This is a genomic window from Actinokineospora sp. HUAS TT18, assembly GCF_051364635.1.
In the GTDB taxonomy this organism is placed as follows: Bacteria; Actinomycetota; Actinomycetes; order Mycobacteriales; family Pseudonocardiaceae; genus Actinokineospora.
In genome coordinates, this window is record NZ_CP195645.1 from 4,846,581 (window position 1) to 4,863,575 (window position 16,995).

The following is a 16,995-nucleotide window of genomic DNA, read 5'->3' on the forward strand; positions in this document are numbered from 1 at the left end:
GAACTCCCGGGTGGTGGGATCACACCACCCGGGAGTCGGCGTAGCACCAGCGCCAGGTCTCGCCCGGTTCGTACGAGCGGACGATCGGGTGCCCGTCAGCGGCGTAGTGCGCCGAGGCGTGCCTGCGCGGGCTGGAGTCGCAACACGCCACGTGTCCGCAGGTCAGGCACAGTCGCAAGTGGACCCAGCCGGACTCTCCCGCAGCACGGCAGTCGGCGCAGAAGTCGTCCGCGTCCGCGGTGACCTCGGCGGGCAGGGTGGCCACGTGTTCACAGCTCATCGCGCGCTCCTTCGCAGTCTCGGGTCATCCTGACGCAGTGGACCTTCTCCTGCTGCTCGCGGGCTCGCTCGCCGTCACCGCGGTCGCCCGTCGGATCGAGTGGCCCGCGCCGCTGCTGCTGGTGGCGGTCGGGCTCGCGGTGTCGTTCATCCCGGGCATGCCCGACTTCCGGCTCAACCCGGAACTGATCTTGGTCCTGGTCCTCTCCCCGCTGCTGTACTCGGCCGCCCTGGAGAGCTCCTACCTGGACATCCGCGCGAATCTGCGCCCGATCGGCTTCCTCGCGATCGGGCTCGTCCTCGCCACCACCGCCGCCGTCGGCCTCGTCGCGCACTGGGTCGTCCCGGACCTCCCCCTGGCCGCCGCGCTCGTCCTCGGGGCGGTCGTCGCCCCGCCGGACGCGGTCGCCGCGGTGTCGATCGGCCGCAAGCTCGGCCTGCCGCGCCGCTCGATGACCCTGCTCACCGGCGAGAGCCTCGGCAACGACGCGACGGCGCTGACCGCGTTCAAGGTCGCGCTGGCCGCCGCCACCGGCACGGCCGCGTTCTCGTGGGGCCAGGGCGTGCTGACGTTCCTGATCGCCGCGGTCGGCGGGGTGGCGATCGGGCTGGTGTTGGGCATCGTGGTGCACGCGATCCGGCTGCGGCTGCGCGACGGCGTGCTGGAGAGCGCGCTGGGCATGCTCGTCCCCTTCGGCGCCTACCTGGCCGCGGAGGAGGTCCACGCGGCGGGCGTGCTCGCCGTCGTCGTCGCCGGGCTCTACCTGGGCCACAACGCGCCTGCCGCGGGCTACGCGACGCGCCTGCAGGAGACGGCGGTGTGGCGGTCGGTCGACGTGCTGCTGGAGTCGCTGGTCTTCGCGCTGATCGGGCTGCAGCTGCGCACGGTGATCGCCGACGCCCGGCCGGACTGGGACCTGGTGCTCGCGTCGCTGGTCGTGCTGGCGGCGGTGATCGTGGTCCGGTTCGTGTGGATGTTCCCGGCCGCGTGGCTGCCGCGGCTGATCCCGAAGGTGCGCGCCCGCGAGCCGAAACCCGGCTGGCGCGGGCTCACCGTGATCTCCTGGGCGGGGATGCGCGGCGTGGTCTCGCTGGCCGCCGCCGCGGCGATCCCGCTCGACATGCCCGGCCGCGACGTCGTCGTGCTGCTGACCTTCGTCGTCACCGTCGGCACCCTGCTGATCCAGGGAACCACCCTGCCCGCGCTGATCCGCGAACTCGACTTCCGCGCGGACGACTCGACCGACCGCGCCCTGGCCGAGGCCCAGGTGCAGAGCGCGGCGGCACGCGCGTCGATCGACCGCCTCGACGACGTGCTGGACGACGGCATTCCCAGCCAGATCGCCGAACGGCTCCGCGCGATCGCCGAGCACCGGGGCAACGCGGCGTGGGAACGGCTGGGCCGCCAAGAGCTGGAGAGCCCGGCGTCGGCGTTCCGCAGGCTGCGGCGGGAGATGCTCGCGGCGGAACGGGCGGTGTTCATCACCGCCCGCGACAACGGCGAGATCGACGACGAGATCCTGCGGAAAGTATTGCGGGAACTGGACTTGGAGGAAGCCGCTCTCGCCAGGGAGTGAGCGGCCGGGCGCGGGGCCCGGCCGCCGACACTCACGCCATCTGGTGGCGCACGATCGTCTGGTCGCGCCCCGGCCCGACGCCGATCGCCGACATGCGGGCGCCCGACAGTTCCTCGAGGCGCTCGACGTAGGCGCGGGCGTTCGCGGGCAGCTCCTCGAAGGTGCGGCACTTGCTGATGTCTTCCCACCAGCCCGGCATCTCCTCGTACACCGGAACCGCGTGGTGCACGTCGGTCTGCGTCATCGGCATGTCGTCGACGCGCTGGCCGTCGATCTCGTAGCCGACGCAGATCGGCACCGTGTCGAGTCCGGAGAGGACGTCGAGCTTGGTGAGGAAGTAGTCGGTGATGCCGTTGACGCGGCTGGCGTAGCGGGCGATCACCGCGTCGAACCAGCCGGTGCGGCGCAGCCGCTTGGTGGTCACGCCGATCTCGCCACCGACCTTGCGCAGCCGCTCGCCCATGTCGTCGGTCAGCTCCGTCGGGAACGGGCCGGAGCCGACGCGGGTGGTGTAGGCCTTCAGGATGCCGATGACCGTGGTGATCCGGGTGGGGCCGATGCCCGAGCCCGCGCACGCGCCGCCGGAGGTCGGGTTCGACGAGGTGACGAACGGGTAGGTGCCGTGGTCGACGTCGAGCAGCGTGCCCTGGGAGCCTTCGAGCAGCACGGTCTCGCCGCGTTCGAGGGCCTCGTTGAGCAGCAGGCGCGTGTCGGCGATGCGGTGGGCGAACTTCTCACCGCAGGCCAGCACCTCGTCGACGACCTGGTCGGGGTCCAGGGCCTTGCGGTTGTAGACCTTGACCAGGATCTGGTTCTTGATGTCGAGCGACGCCTCGACCTTCTGCCGCAGGATCTTCTCGTCGAGCAGGTCCTGCACGCGGACACCGACGCGCGAGACCTTGTCCTGGTAGGCCGGGCCGATGCCGCGGCCGGTGGTGCCGATCTTGGCCTTGCCGAGGTAGCGCTCGGTGACCTTATCGATCGCCACGTGGTAGGGCATGATCAAGTGGGCGTCTGCGGAGATGAGCAGCCGCGAGGTGTCGACACCGCGCCCTTCCAGCCCCGCCAGCTCCTTGAGCAGCACCGTCGGGTCGACCACGACACCGTTGCCGATGACGTTGTTCAACCCCGGGGTGAGGATGCCGGAGGGAATGAGGTGCAGCGCGAAGTTCTCGCCGTCGGGCAGCACGACCGTGTGCCCGGCGTTGTTGCCGCCCTGATAGCGGACAACCCACTGGACCCGCTCGCCGAGCAGGTCGGTGGCCTTCCCCTTGCCCTCGTCGCCCCATTGGGCGCCGATCAGCACGATTGCCGGCATGTGAAACTCCAGGTGTTGGCAATGGACCGCGTGGACACCCGTACCCGGGCTGATTCGGGCGAATGCCGGTAATGAACACTAGACCAGGAGCGTGACGTGGGTGCACTCGTGCTGGCCTGCGGAAACCAGGCGGCGCCGGACCTCGGCGAGCGGACGGACGTCGAGGTGGTGTCGCTGCCGCCGCGACCGGCCCGCGCGGACGTGGATCCGCTGGTCAAAGCCCTGTCGGACCGCAGACTGGTGATCCAGGGCACGGACGGGGACCTGGCCGCGGTTGTGGTGCGGCTCATGCGGCTGTCGCTGCTTTCGACGCCGCTCGGATTCGTCCCGGTCGGCCGGTCGGCCATCCCGGGGCTGTGGGGCATCCCGTCGGACACCCGGTCGGCGCTGCGGGTGGCGCTGGACGGCGAGCTTGATCACTTCCCGCTGGTCCGGGACGACTCGGGTGGGGTGCTGGTCGGACAGGGCGTGCTTCGGTCGGTGCGCGGGGTGGCCTACTGCGACGACACGACGGCGCTGCGTGGGCGGGCGCAGCGGGTGGAGGTCGTGCCGGACCCGGCGTTGGGGCTGGCTGTGCGGGTGGTCCGGGTCGGCCTGTTGGGCAAGCGCGTGGAGACGGTGCTTGGGCGGGCGTTCCAGGTGGGATGCCTGCCGGTGATCCCGTCGTCGAACGGGGTGGACCACCCTCGGGACGTGTCGCGGTGGACTTGGTACCGGCACACGGAGGACCTACGGATCGCGCGCGGGGTGGTTTAGGGAGCGCGAACGGAACGTGGTCAAGAACTTTCACAGCACGTCGTCAGGGTGTCACTCTTTGGTATGACGGGTGCCACATGGCCCCGCCACGGTAATCGACGGTCTCGTTGCCCCCACAACGGAGGAACCCATGTCGAAGACCCGCACTCTGATCGGCTCCTTATTTCTCTCCGTCGCACTGGTCGTCGGGCTCGCGGGTGTGGCCAGTGCCACGCCGCCCGCGATTCCCAGCGAGTCGACCGCACGCGCTGAACTCGCCGCGCTCACCGTGGCGGCGGATGGCTCCATGACCGGCTACTCGCGGGACCTCTTCCCGCACTGGATCACGATCTCCGGCTCGTGCAACACCCGGGAGACCGTGCTCAAGCGCGACGGCAGTGGCGTGGTGACCGACTCGTCGTGCGCGGCGACCTCGGGCTCCTGGTACAGCCCGTACGACGGCGCCACCTGGTACAACGCCTCCGACATCGACATCGACCACGTCGTTCCGCTGGCCGCCGCCTGGCGCTCCGGCGCCAACACGTGGACCACCAGCAAGCGGCAGGCGTTCGCCAACGACCTCAGCTACCCGCAGCTGATCGCGGTCACCGACAACGTCAACCAGGCCAAGGGCGACCAGACGCCCGCGACGTGGAAGCCGTCGCGCACCGCCTACTGGTGCACCTACGCCAAGATGTGGACGCACGTGAAGTACAAGTACGCGCTGCGCGTGAACTCGGCGGAGAAGTCGGCGCTGCTGAGCATGCTCAACTACTGCTGATTGGACGCCCCATGTCGGAGTACACCTCGCCGTTCGCGGCTGGGCCTGGCGTGATGACCGAGGAGGCGGGGGTCGTCACCGGCGACCTGGAGCTGCACACCGCGCTCGGGCCGGACGGCGCGCTGACCGTGAAGGTGCGCTACCTCGGCGCGGCGGAGTGGTACCGGCTGCGGGGTGGGCAGTGCAAGCTGTCCGACCCCGCCGACCATGGGGCAGTGCACTCGCTGCTGGTCGGCGTGCTCAACCGGCCCGCGGGATGAACGAGAGGCCCGCCCCTGGAAACGGGGGCGGGCCTCCGCGGGTCAGTGCGGTGCGGTCGGGTCGGAGTCGGTGAGGAACTGCGAGCAGCGCTCGTACTCCTCGGTGTCGTCGATGGCCTTGGCGGCGCGGGCCAGTGCGGCGAGCGCGCGCAGGAAGCCCTGGTTCGGGGCGTGCGACCACGGGATCGGGCCGAAGCCCTTCCAGCCGGAGCGGCGCAGCTGGTCGAGGCCGCGGTGGTAGCCGGTGCGCGCGTAGGCGTAGGCGGCGACGTTCTCCCCGGCGGCGAGCGCGTTCTCGGCCAGCGCGGCCCAGGCGGCGCTGAAGTCCGGCCAGCGGGCGGCGACCTCGGCCGGGTCGGTCCCGCCGTCGAGCACGCCCTGCGGCTCGGGGCGGGCGGGGAGCAGAGTGGGGTCGGGTCCAAGCAGATTGCCGGTCATGCGGCCATCCTGCCACCCTGTCGCGATACCCTGGGTAATCGCCCTGAACCCTGCGGTAACCATCCCTTAAGGGAAACTCGGAAATCGCTCACGAACGTGTGGGGCCGGCTATCCGTTCTCAGCTCCAGAACGCCATGATGTGGCAGTGAACACGGGGAATGCAGCGATCGACGACCCAGCGGGCAAAGGGCCGGTTGGTCAGTTCAAGGATTTCTTCCGGCTCCATTGGACCCGCGGCGACGCGGGCCGGGAGACGCCGGAGTGGGTATGGCATTTCGCCTACCGGACCTGGCTGGTCGCCTTGTTGTTCAAGGTGCTCGGGTCCTCTTGGGACGAATCGTGGCACTTCAAGTTCCTCCGTGACGACCTCGCCCCGCCGCACCTGATCAACACCGTCGGCACGGGCATCGCCGTCGTGCTCGTCGCGATCCACACCTTCACCGGGATGGCCGCGACGAAGCGGTCGCAGCGGCTGCTGCAGTGGGGCCTGATCGTCTTCCTGGTCGCCGCGCCGCTCGACGTGATCAACCACCGGGTCAACGGCCTCGACCTGACCGCGTGGAGCCCGTCGCACGCGATGCTCTACTTCGGCACCGCGCTCATGATCGCCGGCCTGATCGACGGCTGGTACACCGCCGGTCCCGGCGGCAAGTCCCGGCCGTGGGTGCTCGGCGCGCTGTGGCTGTTCTTCTTCGAGAACATGCTGTTCCCCAACGGGCAGCAGGAGTACGGCGTGCTGGAGGTGCGGTCCTGCCTGCCGGACGGCGTGCTGACGATCGACAGCTGCTACGCCGAGCGCACGCTGCTGGAGTTCGCCGCCGAGCAGATCGGCCGCCCGGTCGACCTCGTGGCGATCGAGCACTTCGCGCTGCCGATCCCGAGCTGGGTGTACCCGATGTGGGGCGTGGGGATGGCCGCGCTCGTGCTGGCGGTGGCGGCCAAGACGATCGGGACGCGCTGGGCCGCCACGGCGATCGCGGGCGCGTACGTCGCGTACCGCGCGCTCATCTGGCCGCTGCTGACGGTCGCGGACTTCCCGCCGTCGACGGTGCCGTTCTACCTGGTGTTCGTCGGCCTCGCGATCGACGCGGTGCGCAGGCTGAACCTGGGGCACACGCTGGAGGCCGTCGCGGGCGCCGCCGCGGTGACGGCGCTCGGGCACGCCGCGCTGTTCGTCCAGGACGAGCTGATCGCCGCCCCGCCGATCGCGTGGTGGTCGGCGCCGATCACGTTCGTGCTGGTGGCCGCTCTGTGGTGGCTCGGCAAGCCGGTGAGCACGTGGTTCTCCAAGCGCCAGCCCGCCGCGGCACCCACCGCCTGATAGTTCAACGTCGAAGGCCCCCTCCCGAAACTGGCGCTTTCAAGGGGTCGTTGCAACAGAAGTGATCAACTGGCTTCGGCCAGAAGCTTAGCGAGACGCTCGGCTGGGGTTTCCCAGCCGAGCGTTTTGCGTGGGCGGCCGTTGAGTCTGGCGGCGATCATGTTGAGGTGTTCGGGGCCGTGGACCGACAGGTCGGTGCCCTTGGGGAAGTACTGGCGCAGCAAGCCGTTGGTGTTCTCGTTGGAGCCGCGTTGCCAGGGTGAATGCGGGTCACAGAAGTAGACCGGCAGGCCGGCGGCGGTGCTGAACTGGTGGTGCAACGCCATTTCACTGCCCTGGTCCCAGGTCAGAGACCGTTTCAGCTCGGCGGGCAGCGTCGCGATGGTGTCGGCCAGGGCGTCGCGGACGGTCTCGGCGGTCCGGTCCGCGGGCAGGTGCACGAGCAGCACGTAGCGGGTGGAGCGTTCGACCAGGGTGCCGATCTGGGACTTCTGGTCCTTGCCGATGATCAGATCGCCTTCCCAATGACCTGGAACCGCCCGATCCTCGGCGTCGGCGGGGCGTTCGCTGGTCATCACCATCGGCGCGGTGAAGCGGGGCGTGCGCTGATCAGGCCTGATCTGGGGCTTGCGATAGGTGCGGCCGGTGCGCAAGGCCCGCGTCAGCTCGCGTCGCAGCTCACCCCGGCCCTGGACATACAGGGCCTGGTAGATCGTCTCGTGCGACACCCGCATCTCCGGCCGGTCGGGAAACTCCCGCCGCAGGCTACGACTGATCTGCTCCGGGCTCCATTCCAGCCCCAGCCGCCCTTCGACCACCTCACGCAACTCCTGGCAGGCGGCCAGTTTCCCGCCCTTCGGACGAGCCCGCCGCGCATCGGCACGAGCCTGCGCGGCATGCGGTCGATAATCGCCACTGACCTGGTGGGAGTTGCGTTTGAGCTCCCGGCTGATCGTCGAGACCGGACGGTCCAGCTCCGCCGCGATCGCCCGCATTGTGGCCCTCGCCCGCCGCAAATCGGCGATCACGATCCGCTCGTCCTCGGTCAGGAAACGAGACGAGGTCCCGCCCACCCGCGCTGTCTTGCGCGCCGGCGGACGGGACCTCTTCACACGACCTTCCGGCCGCCCATGACGCCACTCACGCCCGGTCCGCTCGTTGACTCCCACGACCCGGCACGCCTGAGTGTTGCTCATCCCCTGATCCATCAGGGAAAGGTAAAGCTCCCGCTCACGGGCCAACTTCTTCCCGCCCTGCGGCCCCCGGTCGATCCGGATCTCAAAGTCCACCGCAACCCCTCAACTCAGGTGTTGCAACGACCTCTTGAACCCAAGACCTGGGAGGGGGCCTTCGGCTTGGCGCGGGTGTCAGCCCGCGATCATGCGGCCAGCGGACTTGAGGTGCTCGCACGCCTGGGTGATGCGCGCGGCCATCGCCTGCTCAGCGGCCTTGAGGTAGCTGCGCGGGTCGTAGGCCTTCTTGTTGCCGACCTCGCCGTCGACCTTCAGCACGCCGTCGTAGTTGGCGAACATGTGCGCCGCGACCGGGCGGGTGAACGCGTACTGCGTGTCGGTGTCGATGTTCATCTTGATCACGCCGTAGCTCACCGCCTCGTGGATCTCCTCCAGCAGCGAGCCCGACCCGCCGTGGAAGACCAGGTCGAACGGCTTGGAGCCCGCGGGCAGGCCCAGCTTCTCGGCCACCACGTCCTGGCCCTGCTTGAGGATCTCCGGCTTCAGCACGACGTTGCCCGGCTTGTAGACGCCGTGGACGTTGCCGAAGGTCGCGGCCAGCAGGTAGCGGCCCTTCTCGCCGACACCGAGGGCGTCGACGGTCTTCAGGTAGTCCTCGGCGGTCGTGTAGAGCTTGTCGTTGATCTCGTTGTCGACGCCGTCCTCTTCGCCGCCGACGACCCCGACCTCGATCTCCAGCACGATCCGCGCCTTGGCGGCGAGGTCGAGCAGGTCGGCGGCGATCTGCAGGTTCTCCTCCAGCGGCACGGCCGAACCGTCCCACATGTGCGACTGGAAGAGGGGGTTCTTACCCGCGTCGACCCGCTCCTGGCTGATCGCGATGAGCGGGCGGACGAAGCCGTCGAGCTTGTCCTTCGGGCAGTGGTCGGTGTGCAGCGCGACGTTCACCGGGTACTTCTCGGCGACGACGTGGGCGAACTCGGCGAGCGCGACCGCGCCGGTCACCATGTCCTTGACCTTGGTGCCCGAGGCGAACTCGGCACCGCCGGTGGACACCTGGATGATGCCGTCGCTCTCGGCTTCGGCGAACCCGCGCAGCGCGGCGTTCAGGGTCTCCGTCGAGGTCACGTTGATGGCCGGGTAAGCGAACTCGTTCGCCTTGGCCCGGTCCAGCATCTCCGCGTAGACCTCGGGTGTGGCGATAGGCATCGGTGGGTCCTCCTCGGAAATGGCCTGCGCCCGTCAAGCGGCATCCTACGAGGCGGGCCGGTGGGCGCTCTCGGGCAGAGTGGCGGCATGGCCAAAGCGACCTGGAACGGCGTCCTGATCGCCGAGAGTGACGACACCGTCATCGTCGAGGGGAACCACTACTTCCCGATCGACTCGGTGCGCCGCGAACATCTGCGCCCCTCCGACTCGACCACGTTCTGCCCGTGGAAGGGCACCGCGAACTACTACTCGCTCGACGTCGACGGCGCGGAGAACGCCGACGCCGCCTGGTACTACGCCGACCCGAAGCCGGAAGCCATCCAGATCAAGGACCGCGTCGCGTTCTGGCGCGGCGTCGAGGTCGTCGACTAGGTCATCAATCCGATGAGCCGGTGCGCCGCGGCCACGCAGCGGTCGCGGTCACCGGTGACCATCAGGTCCAGCAAGATCCCTTTCAGGCCGCTGACCAGCACGGTCGCGTCCACCTTCGGCTCGTCGCGGTCGGCCAGCAGGGTGGTCACCTCGTCCACCCAGTCGGTGACGGCCTGTCGCGCGACGGTTGTGAAGGGACCGTCGGTGAGGCCGGCGGCGAGCAGGTGGAAGAGCACGACGTAGTGGCCGCGGTTCGCCGGGTCGGCCATGGTGTCCCACGCGACGCGGGCGGCGGCCTGGTCGCCCGCGGCCGCCTTGATCGCGGTGACGGCCCGCGCCCGGTGTTCGGCGAAGGCCAGGTCGAGCAGTTGCTCCCGGGTGCCGAAATAGTGCACGAGCATGCGCGCGCTGGTCCCGATCTCGGCGGCGAGGCCGCGCAGCGTGAACTCGGCGAGGCCGTGGTCGGCCAGGTAGTCGAGGGTGCGCGCGACCAATTCGTCCCGGCGTGCCTGATTGGGCTGGCGCACGCCCACCTCCTTGACTGAAGCACTTGTTACATCTACCGTCGCCGTCATGAGTGTAACAAGTGCTACAAGAACTGCCGTGATCACCGGCGGGAGCGCCGGAATCGGACTCGCCCTCGCCAAGCGGCTGGTCGCCGACGGCGTCGAAGTCACGATCTGCGGGCGCGACAGGGGCCGACTCGCCGAGGTCGAAGGCGTCCGCACTGTCGTCGCGGACCTTTCCACCGAAGCGGGCGCCCGCGCCCTCGCCGCCGAGACCCCCGATCGCGTCGACCTATTGTTCAACAATGCGGCGATTCAACTTCTGAACAATTGGACAACCCAACAATCCGACGATCTGCTGGCGGACATCGCGACGGAGGTCGGGGTCAACCTGCTCGGGCCGATGCGGCTGACCGCGCTGCTGCTGCCGAAGCTGAGCCCGGACGCGGTGATCGTCAACGTGACGTCCGGACTCGGACTGGTGCCGAAGCGGTCCGCGCCGGGGTACTGCGCGTCGAAGGCCGGGCTGAGCGCGTTCAGCACGGCGATGCGGTACCAGCTCGCGCCGCGACGGGTCGTCGAGGTGATGCTGCCGCTGGTCGACACCGCCATGACCGCTGGGCGTGGCGCCGGGAAGATCACCGCCGACGCGGCGGCCAACGCGATCCTGTCCGGACTCGGCCGCGACGTCGTCCGGGTCGGCGCCGTGCGCAAGCTCGTGACGCTCCACCGACTGGCGCCCAGGCTCGCCGCGAAGGTCATGCGGGATCAGTAACTGTTACTTCAAATTACAGTTACTTGTGGTAGCTTACTCGCGGTAAGAACGCGACCGAGGAGGCTTCCCGATGGGTGCGACGAACCTGCTGGCCCGCACGACCAGCGTGCACGGCAAGGTCATCCTGATCACCGGTGCCGCCCGCGGCTTCGGCGCGGGACTGGCCAGGCGGTTCGCCGCGCAGGGGGCCAAGGTCGCGCTCGTCGGCATCGAGCCGGACGAGATGGCCAAGGTCGCCGCCGAGTGCGGGCCCGACGCGGCGGTCTTCGAGGCCGACGTGACCGACTGGGCCGCGCTGGAGACCGCGACCAAGGGCATCGTGGAGCGGTTCGGCGGGATCGACATCGTGGTCGCCAACGCGGGCATCGCGGCGACCGGGTTCGTCCGGTCGATCGACCCCCGCGCCTTCGAGCGCACCATCGAGGTCGACCTGCTCGGCGTGTGGCGCACGGTCCGGGTCACCCTGCCGCACGTCATCGAGCGCAAGGGCTACGTCCTGGTCGTCTCGTCGCTCGCCGCGATCACCCACGCCCCCGGCATGGCCGCCTACGCCGCGTCGAAGGCGGGCGTCGAGGCGTTCACCAACAGCCTGCGCGCCGAGGTCCGCCACCTCGGGGTCAAGGTCGGCGTCGCGCACCCGACGTGGATCTCCACCGACCTGGTCCAGGGCGCCGACGAGCACCCGGTGTTCGGCCCGCTGCGGTCGGCCATGCCCGGCGTGCTGGGCAAGACCTACCCGGTCGAGGTCGCGCTCGACGCGCTGGAGAAGGGCATCCTGCGGCGCGACCGGACGGTGCACGTGCCCGGCTGGGTCGGCGCGCTCAAGCTGATCCGCGCGTTCCTGCCGCCGATCATCGAGATCGGCGCGCGGCTGCGCGGCAACCTGGTGGCCAAGGCCGACAAGGCCGCGCTGGAGGACATCGCCCGCCGCGGCGCCGAGGCCGCGTCGCGACCTGTGGGCAAAGGCGGGCAGGCCGACGCCGCCAGCCGCTAGCCTCGGGTACGGGACTCAAGGAGGCGCGCATGTCGCGACGCGATCAGATCAAGCTGACACCGCAGGAGGTCGCCGACTTCCTGGCGCAGGAGAAGGTCGCCAGTGTGGCCACGATCGGCCGCACCGGCAGACCCCACCTGGTCCCGGTCTGGTACCTGCCCGACGGCTCGACGATCACCACCTGGACCTACGAGTCGTCGCAGAAGGTGGCCAACCTGCGCCGCCTCGCGCAGGCGACCGTGCTGGTCGAGGCGGGCACGTCGTATGAGGAACTGCGCGGCGTCTCGCTGGAGTGCGACGTGGAGATCGTCGAGGACGGCGAGCGGATCGCCGCCATCGGCAGCGCGCTGACCGAGCGCTACACCGGCAGCGCGGAGGTCGCCGCCGCCGCGTCGCAGTTCGTCCGGGCGCAGGCCGCCAAGCGGGTCGGGCTGGTGTTCCGGCCGACGAAGGTCGTCTCGTGGGACCACAGCAAGCTCGGCGGCACCTACTGACCTGCCCAGGGGCCGAGGGCGATCGTCCACTCCCGCACCGTTCGGGCGGCGGCGATTCCCTCGGTCGTGTACGGATCGGCGGCGAGGATCCGATCGAGTTCGGATCGGTCGAGAGTCTTGAACACGACGAAGCCGCCCGTGCCGTCGGCCCATGGCCCGGCGGCGAGGACCTGGCCGGTCTCGACGAGAGTCTGCAGGTACGCGCGGTGCAGGGGGCGGACTTCGGCCAGGCGGTCGGCGTCGTCGATGTAGGTCGTGTCCACGGTGAACCAAGTCATGGGCGTGATAATCCCAGTTGGCCCATTCGACGATCAGCCGATGTGTTCGGGATCGCCGCCCGGTAAGGTTTGTCCGTGGCAGGGGATGGTGTGCAACCAGGTGATTACCCTCCGGCGCGCGGAAACATCGCGGAGCCGGTCGAGGGAAACGCGGAACGCAGCGTCGAGCAGACGCTTACCAGGCTGCGCGCGATCGACCTCAAGAGCTCGCCACCCGCCGCCCCCGAGGCGCCGCTGACCTTGGAAGACCTCTACCGCACGCACCGGATGCGGCTCATCCGTCTCGCCCTGCTGCTGGTCGACGAGCCCGCCACGGCCGAGGACGTCGTGCAGGAGGCGTTCACCGGACTGCACCGCAACTGGGGCGGCCTGCGTGACGCGGCCGCCGCGGTCGGGTACCTGCGCACCGCGGTGGTCAACGGCTCGCGCAGCGTTCTGCGCCGCCGCAAGACCGCGCGGGAGTACACGCCGCCGCACGCGGTGAACGCCCGGTCGGCGGAGAGCCTGGCCATGCTGACCGCCGAGCACCAGGGCGTGGTGAAGGCGCTTTCGCAGCTGCCGCCCCGCCAGCGCGAGGTGCTGGTGCTGCGCTACTACGGCAACCTCACCGAGGCCGAGATCGCCGAGGCCGCCGGGATCTCCAAGGGCACGGTCAAGTCGACCGCCAGCCGCGCGCTGGAGGCCCTGCAGAAGATCATGAACACTCCGTGATCAACTAGCTACGCAAAGTTTGGTTTAGACCAGTGAGGTTTAGACCACCTAGACTCCTTCCCAGGGCTCTCGGGAGGACGGGCATGGCTGGACAACTGATCACCGGGAAGATCGTCACCCCGGAAGGCGTGCTGGACGACGGCTGGATCCACGTCGACGGCACGCGCATCACCGCCGTCGGCACGGGCACACCGCCCGCCGCCGACCGGACCACCGCGGCGGCCTGGGTCGTCCCCGGCTTCATCGACATCCACTGCCACGGCGGCGGCGGCGCGGCGTTCACCAGCCCGAACCCCGACGACATCCGCACCGCGGTCGACACCCACACCCAGCACGGCACCACGACGCTGCTGGCGAGCCTGGTGTCGCGGCCGGTGCCGGAGCTGGTCGAGCAGATCGCGGTGCTGCGCGAGCACGTCACCGACGGGCTGATCGCGGGCGTGCACCTGGAAGGCCCGTTCCTCTCGGCGGCCCGCTGCGGCGCGCACGACCCGGCGATCCTCATGCCCCCCGACCGCGACTCGGTCGCCGCCCTGCTCGACGCGGGCCCCGTGCGCATGGTGACGCTGGCCCCGGAGCTCGACGGCGCGGTGGACGCGGTGAAGCAGCTCGTCGACGGCGGTTCGATCGCCGCCGTCGGCCACACCGACGCCATCGAGTCGCTGGTGCTGCCCGCGGTGGACGCGGGCGCGACCGTGGCCACCCACCTGTTCAACGGCATGCGCCCGCTGCACCACCGCGAACCCGGCCCGATCGGCGCGCTGCTGGACGACGAGCGGGTGTCGGTCGAGCTGATCGTCGACCTGGTTCACCTGAGCCCGACGATCGTGCGGCTGGCGGCTTCGCACGCCGGGGCCGACCGGACCGTGCTCGTGACCGACGCGATCTCGGCGACGGGTGCCGGGGATGGCGACTACCGGCTCGGCGAGCTGATCGTGGAGGTGCGCGACGGCGTGCCGACCGTGCAGGGCGGGAACTCCCTGGCGGGCAGCACCCTCACGATGGACGCGGCGTTCCGAAACCTGGTGAAGGCGTGCGGGTTGGACATCCCGGCCGCCGTCGCCGCGACCGCGTCGCGGCCCGCTGATCTGCTCGGCCTGGACACCGGCAGGCTGGCCGCGGGCAAGACCGCCGACGTGGTCCTGCTGGACGAGACGCTGCAGGTCGCGGGCGTACTGCGGCGCGGGGAGTGGGTCGCCCGGGGGTAACGCGGTCGCCGTGCGGTCGATGTAGAAGGACACGGTCCGCACGGCGATGGAGTGACGATGCGCCCGTTCCTGGATCGCCGTCGCGGCGAGGGCGTCTATGAGCCCTACGGTCCTGGACGTGTGCGGGAGACCAGCTGCTACCTGGAGTTCGAGTTCCCGCTGGGCGATGCCGACGCCTACGCGGTCCTCTATATGACCACCAAAACGCTCGGCAAGGAGATCTACCTCCAAGCGAACGTCGACGAGGTCTTCGCCGGGCTCATCTGGCCCCCGTTCGAAGTGCACGAGCACCGCGAGGTGTTCCTGCGCGAACTGGTTCGAATCCGGCCGGTCTTCGCCCAGGTGGTGGCCGCCACCGCACGGGACCGGTTCGATCCCGCCCAGTTTCTTTTCATGCTCGATCCCGATGTGGGGTCGAGCAAGTTGTTCGTGACGACGGCGCTCGGGAACATCAGCGACACCGACCCGCCCGACCGCCTCAACCGCGCGATCGTGGGTCTTGCCACCCTCACCTATGACCTGCTCGTCGAGCTGACCGCCATCCCGGTGAACGTCAACCGCGTCGCCGCCCTGATGACCTCCGCCGACGTCCGGCGTGGGGTGAACCGCGCGCTCCGCTGGGTGGACGCCAACAAGGAGGTCCTCATCAACTCGGTGAAACCCTTCTGACCCCGACCGCGTGGGTTAACGTCGGGGGTATGACCGAGTCCGATCCCGAGCGGCTGCTCACCGAGGCGCTGCGGGCCCAGGCCGCGCGGACGCCGCTGTCGGAGGCGCCGACGGTGCACGGGTTCGGGCTGCTCTCCGGCAGCGACCTGCCGCTGGTGGCGCAGGCCGAGCCGACCGCGCGGTTCGAGCAGGACGCGCCCGCCAAGGTGTGGTGGGTGCTGCTGGTGGCGGTTCTGCTCGGGTTGGCGGCGGGTTCACTGGTGGGCCTGCTGACCCTGATCTGACACCCGCCCCGTACCTTGGACGTCGTGATGAGCGCCGCGCTGCCCGTGAATCTGGCTCTGTTGCCGTCCTGGTTGGACCCCGAGGTCATCCTGCGGGGGCTGGGGCCGTTCCTGCTCCCCGGCCTGTGCCTGATCATCTTCGCCGAGTGCGGCCTGCTGATCGGCTTCTTCCTGCCGGGCGACTCGCTGCTGTTCACCGCGGGGCTGTTCGTCGCGCGGGACTTCATCTCGCCGTCGCTGTGGCTGGTGTGTCTGCTGCTGACGGTGTGCGCGTTCCTGGGGAACGTGGTGGGCTACTACATCGGCGAGAAAGTCGGGCCCGCGCTGTTCAACAAGCCGGACTCGAGGCTGTTCAAGAAGGAACACGTCGCCAAGACCCACGAGTTCTTCGAGAAGCACGGTCCGCGCGCGATCGTGCTCGCCCGGTTCGTGCCGATCGTGCGCACGTTCATCACCGCCATCGCGGGTGTCGGGCAGATGGACAAGCGGAAGTTCTTCACCTACTCGGGCATCGGCGCGGTGCTGTGGGCGACGGGCCTGACCGTGCTGGGCTACTTCCTCGGCCAGATCGAGTTCATCCACAAGAACCTCGAAGCCATGCTCGTGCTCATCGTGCTGATCTCGGTCATCCCGATCATCATCGAGTACATCAAGGCCCGCCGCGAAAAGCGCGCCGCTCAGAACTGATTGGTGAAGGTCACCTTCACGGTGTCGTCGAGGGAGACCTCGACGGCGCCGTAGACGGTGAGGTCGCGTGAGACCTGCTCGCCATCGCGGACGTAGGTCATGCGGCCGCCGGTGGTCTTGAAGCGCAGCGCCAGGGTGCCGTGGTAGACCTCCACCGTGTCGAGGCGCGGCTGTTCGGTGATGGCGAAGCCGGTGGCTTCGTCGCGGAACAGGCGCAGGTTCTCCGGGCAGTCCGGGGCGCCGGAGCCGCCGAAGCACGATGTCAGGTGTTCGGTGATCTTGTCCTGCAGCAGCGTCCTGAGCTCGTCCGTCGCGCGGTATTGCAGATGTGCGTCGACCTCCCCGTGGAGCGACGAGTGGAAGTGGTCGACCATGAGGACGGCGGGCTTGGCGGTGAGGTAGCGGGAGGGAACGCCCGCCACCTCGTAGGCGCCTGGGAACAGCTTGAGTGAGCCGCCAGGCGGCACCCGCACTCCCGCGACGACGATCCCGCGGCTGAGCTGGTTCGGCGCCGCGTTGACCCTGATCAGCAAGGGGTCTTCCATGCTCCAGCGTTCGAGCATCCCCAGTTCGTCAGGCTGTTGGCGCACGGCCAAACGCACCGTGCTGGCTTTGCCGCCGAGTTGGTAGTCGACAGCGACTTCGTCGTCGTTGACGGAGAACACGTCGACTACCGTGATCCGCTCGACCGCGGCGGCGAGCGTCTTGGGGTCCGAACCGGACGGCTCGACCATCGCGGCGGCCGCGGACCAGTCGCCCGCGGCGATCCGGTCGGCGTACTCGCGGCCAGTCACCTCGGGGCCGCGGTTGCCGTTCACCACAAGCACGGTCACGGCCCCCGCGACGAGGACCGCCACCACGGCCAGCATGCGTTTCATTGGATCCCCTCGTTGATGGCCATAGGAC

22 protein-coding genes are annotated in these 16,995 nt (G+C 69.5%); 14 read left to right on the plus strand and 8 right to left on the minus strand.

Going from position 1 to position 16,995, the window contains the following annotated elements:
- Window positions 1-19: 19 nt before the first annotated feature.
- The gene (locus tag ACSHT8_RS22155) at window positions 20-280 is read right to left on the minus strand and encodes a UBP-type zinc finger domain-containing protein (RefSeq protein WP_436492823.1); all 261 of its coding nucleotides are present in this window, start codon (window positions 278-280) and stop codon (window positions 20-22) included.
- A 37-nt stretch (window positions 281-317) separates the two neighbouring features.
- Between ACSHT8_RS22155 and ACSHT8_RS22160 the strand changes: the two genes are divergently transcribed.
- Window positions 318-1,856, plus strand: a complete 1,539-nt coding sequence (locus ACSHT8_RS22160; RefSeq protein ID WP_436492824.1) for a Na+/H+ antiporter — start codon at window positions 318-320, stop codon at window positions 1,854-1,856.
- Window positions 1,857-1,887: 31 nt separating this feature from the next.
- Here ACSHT8_RS22160 and ACSHT8_RS22165 read toward each other — a convergent pair whose 3' ends face one another.
- Window positions 1,888-3,174, minus strand: coding sequence for an adenylosuccinate synthase (locus ACSHT8_RS22165; protein WP_436492825.1), 1,287 nt, complete (start codon window positions 3,172-3,174; stop codon window positions 1,888-1,890).
- Between the two features lie 96 nt (window positions 3,175-3,270).
- Here ACSHT8_RS22165 and ACSHT8_RS22170 point away from each other — a divergent pair, with 96 nt between their 5' ends.
- The 3 genes from ACSHT8_RS22170 to ACSHT8_RS22180 all read left to right on the plus strand — a co-directional run bounded on the left by ACSHT8_RS22170 (window position 3,271) and on the right by ACSHT8_RS22180 (window position 4,950).
- Window positions 3,271-3,930: a hypothetical protein gene (locus ACSHT8_RS22170; protein ID WP_436492826.1), complete on the plus strand. Its 660-nt coding sequence runs from the start codon at window positions 3,271-3,273 to the stop codon at window positions 3,928-3,930.
- A 130-nt stretch (window positions 3,931-4,060) separates the two neighbouring features.
- Window positions 4,061-4,690 carry an HNH endonuclease family protein gene (locus ACSHT8_RS22175; RefSeq protein WP_436492827.1) on the plus strand — a complete coding sequence of 210 codons (630 nt, stop codon included), beginning with the start codon at window positions 4,061-4,063 and terminating at the stop codon, window positions 4,688-4,690.
- Window positions 4,691-4,701: 11 nt separating this feature from the next.
- Window positions 4,702-4,950 carry a hypothetical protein gene (locus ACSHT8_RS22180; protein ID WP_436492828.1) on the plus strand — a complete coding sequence of 83 codons (249 nt, stop codon included), beginning with the start codon at window positions 4,702-4,704 and terminating at the stop codon, window positions 4,948-4,950.
- Window positions 4,951-4,992: 42 nt separating this feature from the next.
- Here ACSHT8_RS22180 and ACSHT8_RS22185 read toward each other — a convergent pair whose 3' ends face one another.
- Window positions 4,993-5,388, minus strand: coding sequence for a DUF3151 domain-containing protein (locus tag ACSHT8_RS22185; protein WP_436492829.1), 396 nt, complete (start codon window positions 5,386-5,388; stop codon window positions 4,993-4,995).
- A gap of 145 nt (window positions 5,389-5,533) precedes the next feature.
- On the opposite strand from ACSHT8_RS22185, the gene ACSHT8_RS22190 reads away from it, so the two are divergent.
- A complete protein-coding gene (locus ACSHT8_RS22190; RefSeq protein ID WP_436492830.1) occupies window positions 5,534-6,709 on the plus strand; it encodes a hypothetical protein in 1,176 nt (391 codons plus the stop codon).
- A gap of 65 nt (window positions 6,710-6,774) precedes the next feature.
- Here the strand turns inward: ACSHT8_RS22190 and ACSHT8_RS22195 are convergent, their stop codons facing one another.
- Window positions 6,775-7,905, minus strand: a complete 1,131-nt coding sequence (locus ACSHT8_RS22195; protein ID WP_436502136.1) for an IS30 family transposase — start codon at window positions 7,903-7,905, stop codon at window positions 6,775-6,777.
- Window positions 7,906-8,076: 171 nt separating this feature from the next.
- On the minus strand, window positions 8,077-9,111 hold the full coding sequence (gene fbaA / locus ACSHT8_RS22200; RefSeq protein ID WP_436492831.1) for a class II fructose-bisphosphate aldolase: 1,035 nt from the start codon (window positions 9,109-9,111) through the stop codon (window positions 8,077-8,079).
- An 87-nt stretch (window positions 9,112-9,198) separates the two neighbouring features.
- Between fbaA and ACSHT8_RS22205 the strand changes: the two genes are divergently transcribed.
- Window positions 9,199-9,483 (plus strand): DUF427 domain-containing protein, encoded by a 285-nt coding sequence (locus ACSHT8_RS22205; protein ID WP_436492832.1) that lies wholly within the window; start codon window positions 9,199-9,201, stop codon window positions 9,481-9,483.
- Here ACSHT8_RS22205 and ACSHT8_RS22210 read toward each other — a convergent pair.
- Window positions 9,480-10,010, minus strand: a complete 531-nt coding sequence (locus ACSHT8_RS22210) for a TetR family transcriptional regulator (RefSeq protein WP_436492833.1) — start codon at window positions 10,008-10,010, stop codon at window positions 9,480-9,482. The genes ACSHT8_RS22205 and ACSHT8_RS22210 overlap by 4 nt on opposite strands.
- Window positions 10,011-10,086: 76 nt before the next feature.
- Between ACSHT8_RS22210 and ACSHT8_RS22215 the strand changes: the two genes are divergently transcribed.
- The 3 genes from ACSHT8_RS22215 (at window position 10,087) to ACSHT8_RS22225 (ending at window position 12,252) form a co-directional block, all read left to right on the plus strand.
- Window positions 10,087-10,764 (plus strand): SDR family NAD(P)-dependent oxidoreductase, encoded by a 678-nt coding sequence (locus tag ACSHT8_RS22215; RefSeq protein ID WP_436492834.1) that lies wholly within the window; start codon window positions 10,087-10,089, stop codon window positions 10,762-10,764.
- Window positions 10,765-10,834: 70 nt separating this feature from the next.
- Complete coding sequence (locus tag ACSHT8_RS22220) at window positions 10,835-11,758, plus strand: SDR family oxidoreductase (protein WP_436492835.1); 924 nt, start codon at window positions 10,835-10,837, stop codon at window positions 11,756-11,758.
- 29 nt (window positions 11,759-11,787) lie between these two features.
- Complete coding sequence (locus tag ACSHT8_RS22225) at window positions 11,788-12,252, plus strand: pyridoxamine 5'-phosphate oxidase family protein (protein ID WP_436492836.1); 465 nt, start codon at window positions 11,788-11,790, stop codon at window positions 12,250-12,252.
- On the opposite strand, the gene ACSHT8_RS22230 is transcribed toward ACSHT8_RS22225, so the two are convergent.
- Window positions 12,246-12,530 (minus strand): YciI family protein, encoded by a 285-nt coding sequence (locus ACSHT8_RS22230; RefSeq protein ID WP_436492837.1) that lies wholly within the window; start codon window positions 12,528-12,530, stop codon window positions 12,246-12,248. The two genes, ACSHT8_RS22225 and ACSHT8_RS22230, sit on opposite strands and share 7 nt — an antisense overlap.
- A 90-nt stretch (window positions 12,531-12,620) precedes the next feature.
- Between ACSHT8_RS22230 and ACSHT8_RS22235 the strand changes: the two genes are divergently transcribed.
- The 5 genes from ACSHT8_RS22235 (at window position 12,621) to ACSHT8_RS22255 (ending at window position 16,089) form a co-directional block, all read left to right on the plus strand.
- The gene (locus ACSHT8_RS22235; RefSeq protein ID WP_436502137.1) at window positions 12,621-13,241 is read left to right on the plus strand and encodes a SigE family RNA polymerase sigma factor; all 621 of its coding nucleotides are present in this window, start codon (window positions 12,621-12,623) and stop codon (window positions 13,239-13,241) included.
- Between the two features lie 83 nt (window positions 13,242-13,324).
- Window positions 13,325-14,449, plus strand: a complete 1,125-nt coding sequence (gene nagA, locus ACSHT8_RS22240) for an N-acetylglucosamine-6-phosphate deacetylase (RefSeq protein ID WP_436492838.1) — start codon at window positions 13,325-13,327, stop codon at window positions 14,447-14,449.
- 57 nt (window positions 14,450-14,506) lie between these two features.
- Window positions 14,507-15,118, plus strand: a complete 612-nt coding sequence (locus ACSHT8_RS22245) for a hypothetical protein (RefSeq protein WP_436492839.1) — start codon at window positions 14,507-14,509, stop codon at window positions 15,116-15,118.
- 29 nt (window positions 15,119-15,147) lie between these two features.
- The gene (locus tag ACSHT8_RS22250; protein ID WP_436492840.1) at window positions 15,148-15,402 is read left to right on the plus strand and encodes a hypothetical protein; all 255 of its coding nucleotides are present in this window, start codon (window positions 15,148-15,150) and stop codon (window positions 15,400-15,402) included.
- A 27-nt stretch (window positions 15,403-15,429) separates the two neighbouring features.
- Window positions 15,430-16,089 (plus strand): DedA family protein, encoded by a 660-nt coding sequence (locus ACSHT8_RS22255; RefSeq protein WP_436502138.1) that lies wholly within the window; start codon window positions 15,430-15,432, stop codon window positions 16,087-16,089.
- Here ACSHT8_RS22255 and ACSHT8_RS22260 read toward each other — a convergent pair.
- A complete protein-coding gene (locus ACSHT8_RS22260) occupies window positions 16,080-16,967 on the minus strand; it encodes a hypothetical protein (protein WP_436492841.1) in 888 nt (295 codons plus the stop codon). The genes ACSHT8_RS22255 and ACSHT8_RS22260 overlap by 10 nt on opposite strands.
- Window positions 16,968-16,995 lie beyond the last annotated feature (28 nt).

Excerpts from the sequence above, each read along its gene's own strand:
- ACSHT8_RS22155 (WP_436492823.1), bottom strand. The coding sequence starts at position 280 with ATGAGCTGTGAACACGTGGCCACCCTGCCCGCCGAGGTCACCGCGGAC.
- ACSHT8_RS22165 (WP_436492825.1), bottom strand. The coding sequence starts at position 3,174 with ATGCCGGCAATCGTGCTGATCGGCGCCCAATGGGGCGACGAGGGCAAG.
- ACSHT8_RS22175 (WP_436492827.1), top strand. The coding sequence starts at position 4,061 with ATGTCGAAGACCCGCACTCTGATCGGCTCCTTATTTCTCTCCGTCGCA.
- ACSHT8_RS22180 (WP_436492828.1), top strand. The coding sequence starts at position 4,702 with ATGTCGGAGTACACCTCGCCGTTCGCGGCTGGGCCTGGCGTGATGACC.
- ACSHT8_RS22185 (WP_436492829.1), bottom strand. The coding sequence starts at position 5,388 with ATGACCGGCAATCTGCTTGGACCCGACCCCACTCTGCTCCCCGCCCGC.
- ACSHT8_RS22195 (WP_436502136.1), bottom strand. The coding sequence starts at position 7,905 with ATGAGCAACACTCAGGCGTGCCGGGTCGTGGGAGTCAACGAGCGGACC.
- fbaA (WP_436492831.1), bottom strand. The coding sequence starts at position 9,111 with ATGCCTATCGCCACACCCGAGGTCTACGCGGAGATGCTGGACCGGGCC.
- ACSHT8_RS22205 (WP_436492832.1), top strand. The coding sequence starts at position 9,199 with ATGGCCAAAGCGACCTGGAACGGCGTCCTGATCGCCGAGAGTGACGAC.
- ACSHT8_RS22220 (WP_436492835.1), top strand. The coding sequence starts at position 10,835 with ATGGGTGCGACGAACCTGCTGGCCCGCACGACCAGCGTGCACGGCAAG.
- ACSHT8_RS22225 (WP_436492836.1), top strand. The coding sequence starts at position 11,788 with ATGTCGCGACGCGATCAGATCAAGCTGACACCGCAGGAGGTCGCCGAC.
- ACSHT8_RS22230 (WP_436492837.1), bottom strand. The coding sequence starts at position 12,530 with ATGACTTGGTTCACCGTGGACACGACCTACATCGACGACGCCGACCGC.
- nagA (WP_436492838.1), top strand. The coding sequence starts at position 13,325 with ATGGCTGGACAACTGATCACCGGGAAGATCGTCACCCCGGAAGGCGTG.
- ACSHT8_RS22245 (WP_436492839.1), top strand. The coding sequence starts at position 14,507 with ATGCGCCCGTTCCTGGATCGCCGTCGCGGCGAGGGCGTCTATGAGCCC.
- ACSHT8_RS22250 (WP_436492840.1), top strand. The coding sequence starts at position 15,148 with ATGACCGAGTCCGATCCCGAGCGGCTGCTCACCGAGGCGCTGCGGGCC.
- ACSHT8_RS22255 (WP_436502138.1), top strand. The coding sequence starts at position 15,430 with ATGAGCGCCGCGCTGCCCGTGAATCTGGCTCTGTTGCCGTCCTGGTTG.
- ACSHT8_RS22260 (WP_436492841.1), bottom strand. The coding sequence starts at position 16,967 with ATGAAACGCATGCTGGCCGTGGTGGCGGTCCTCGTCGCGGGGGCCGTG.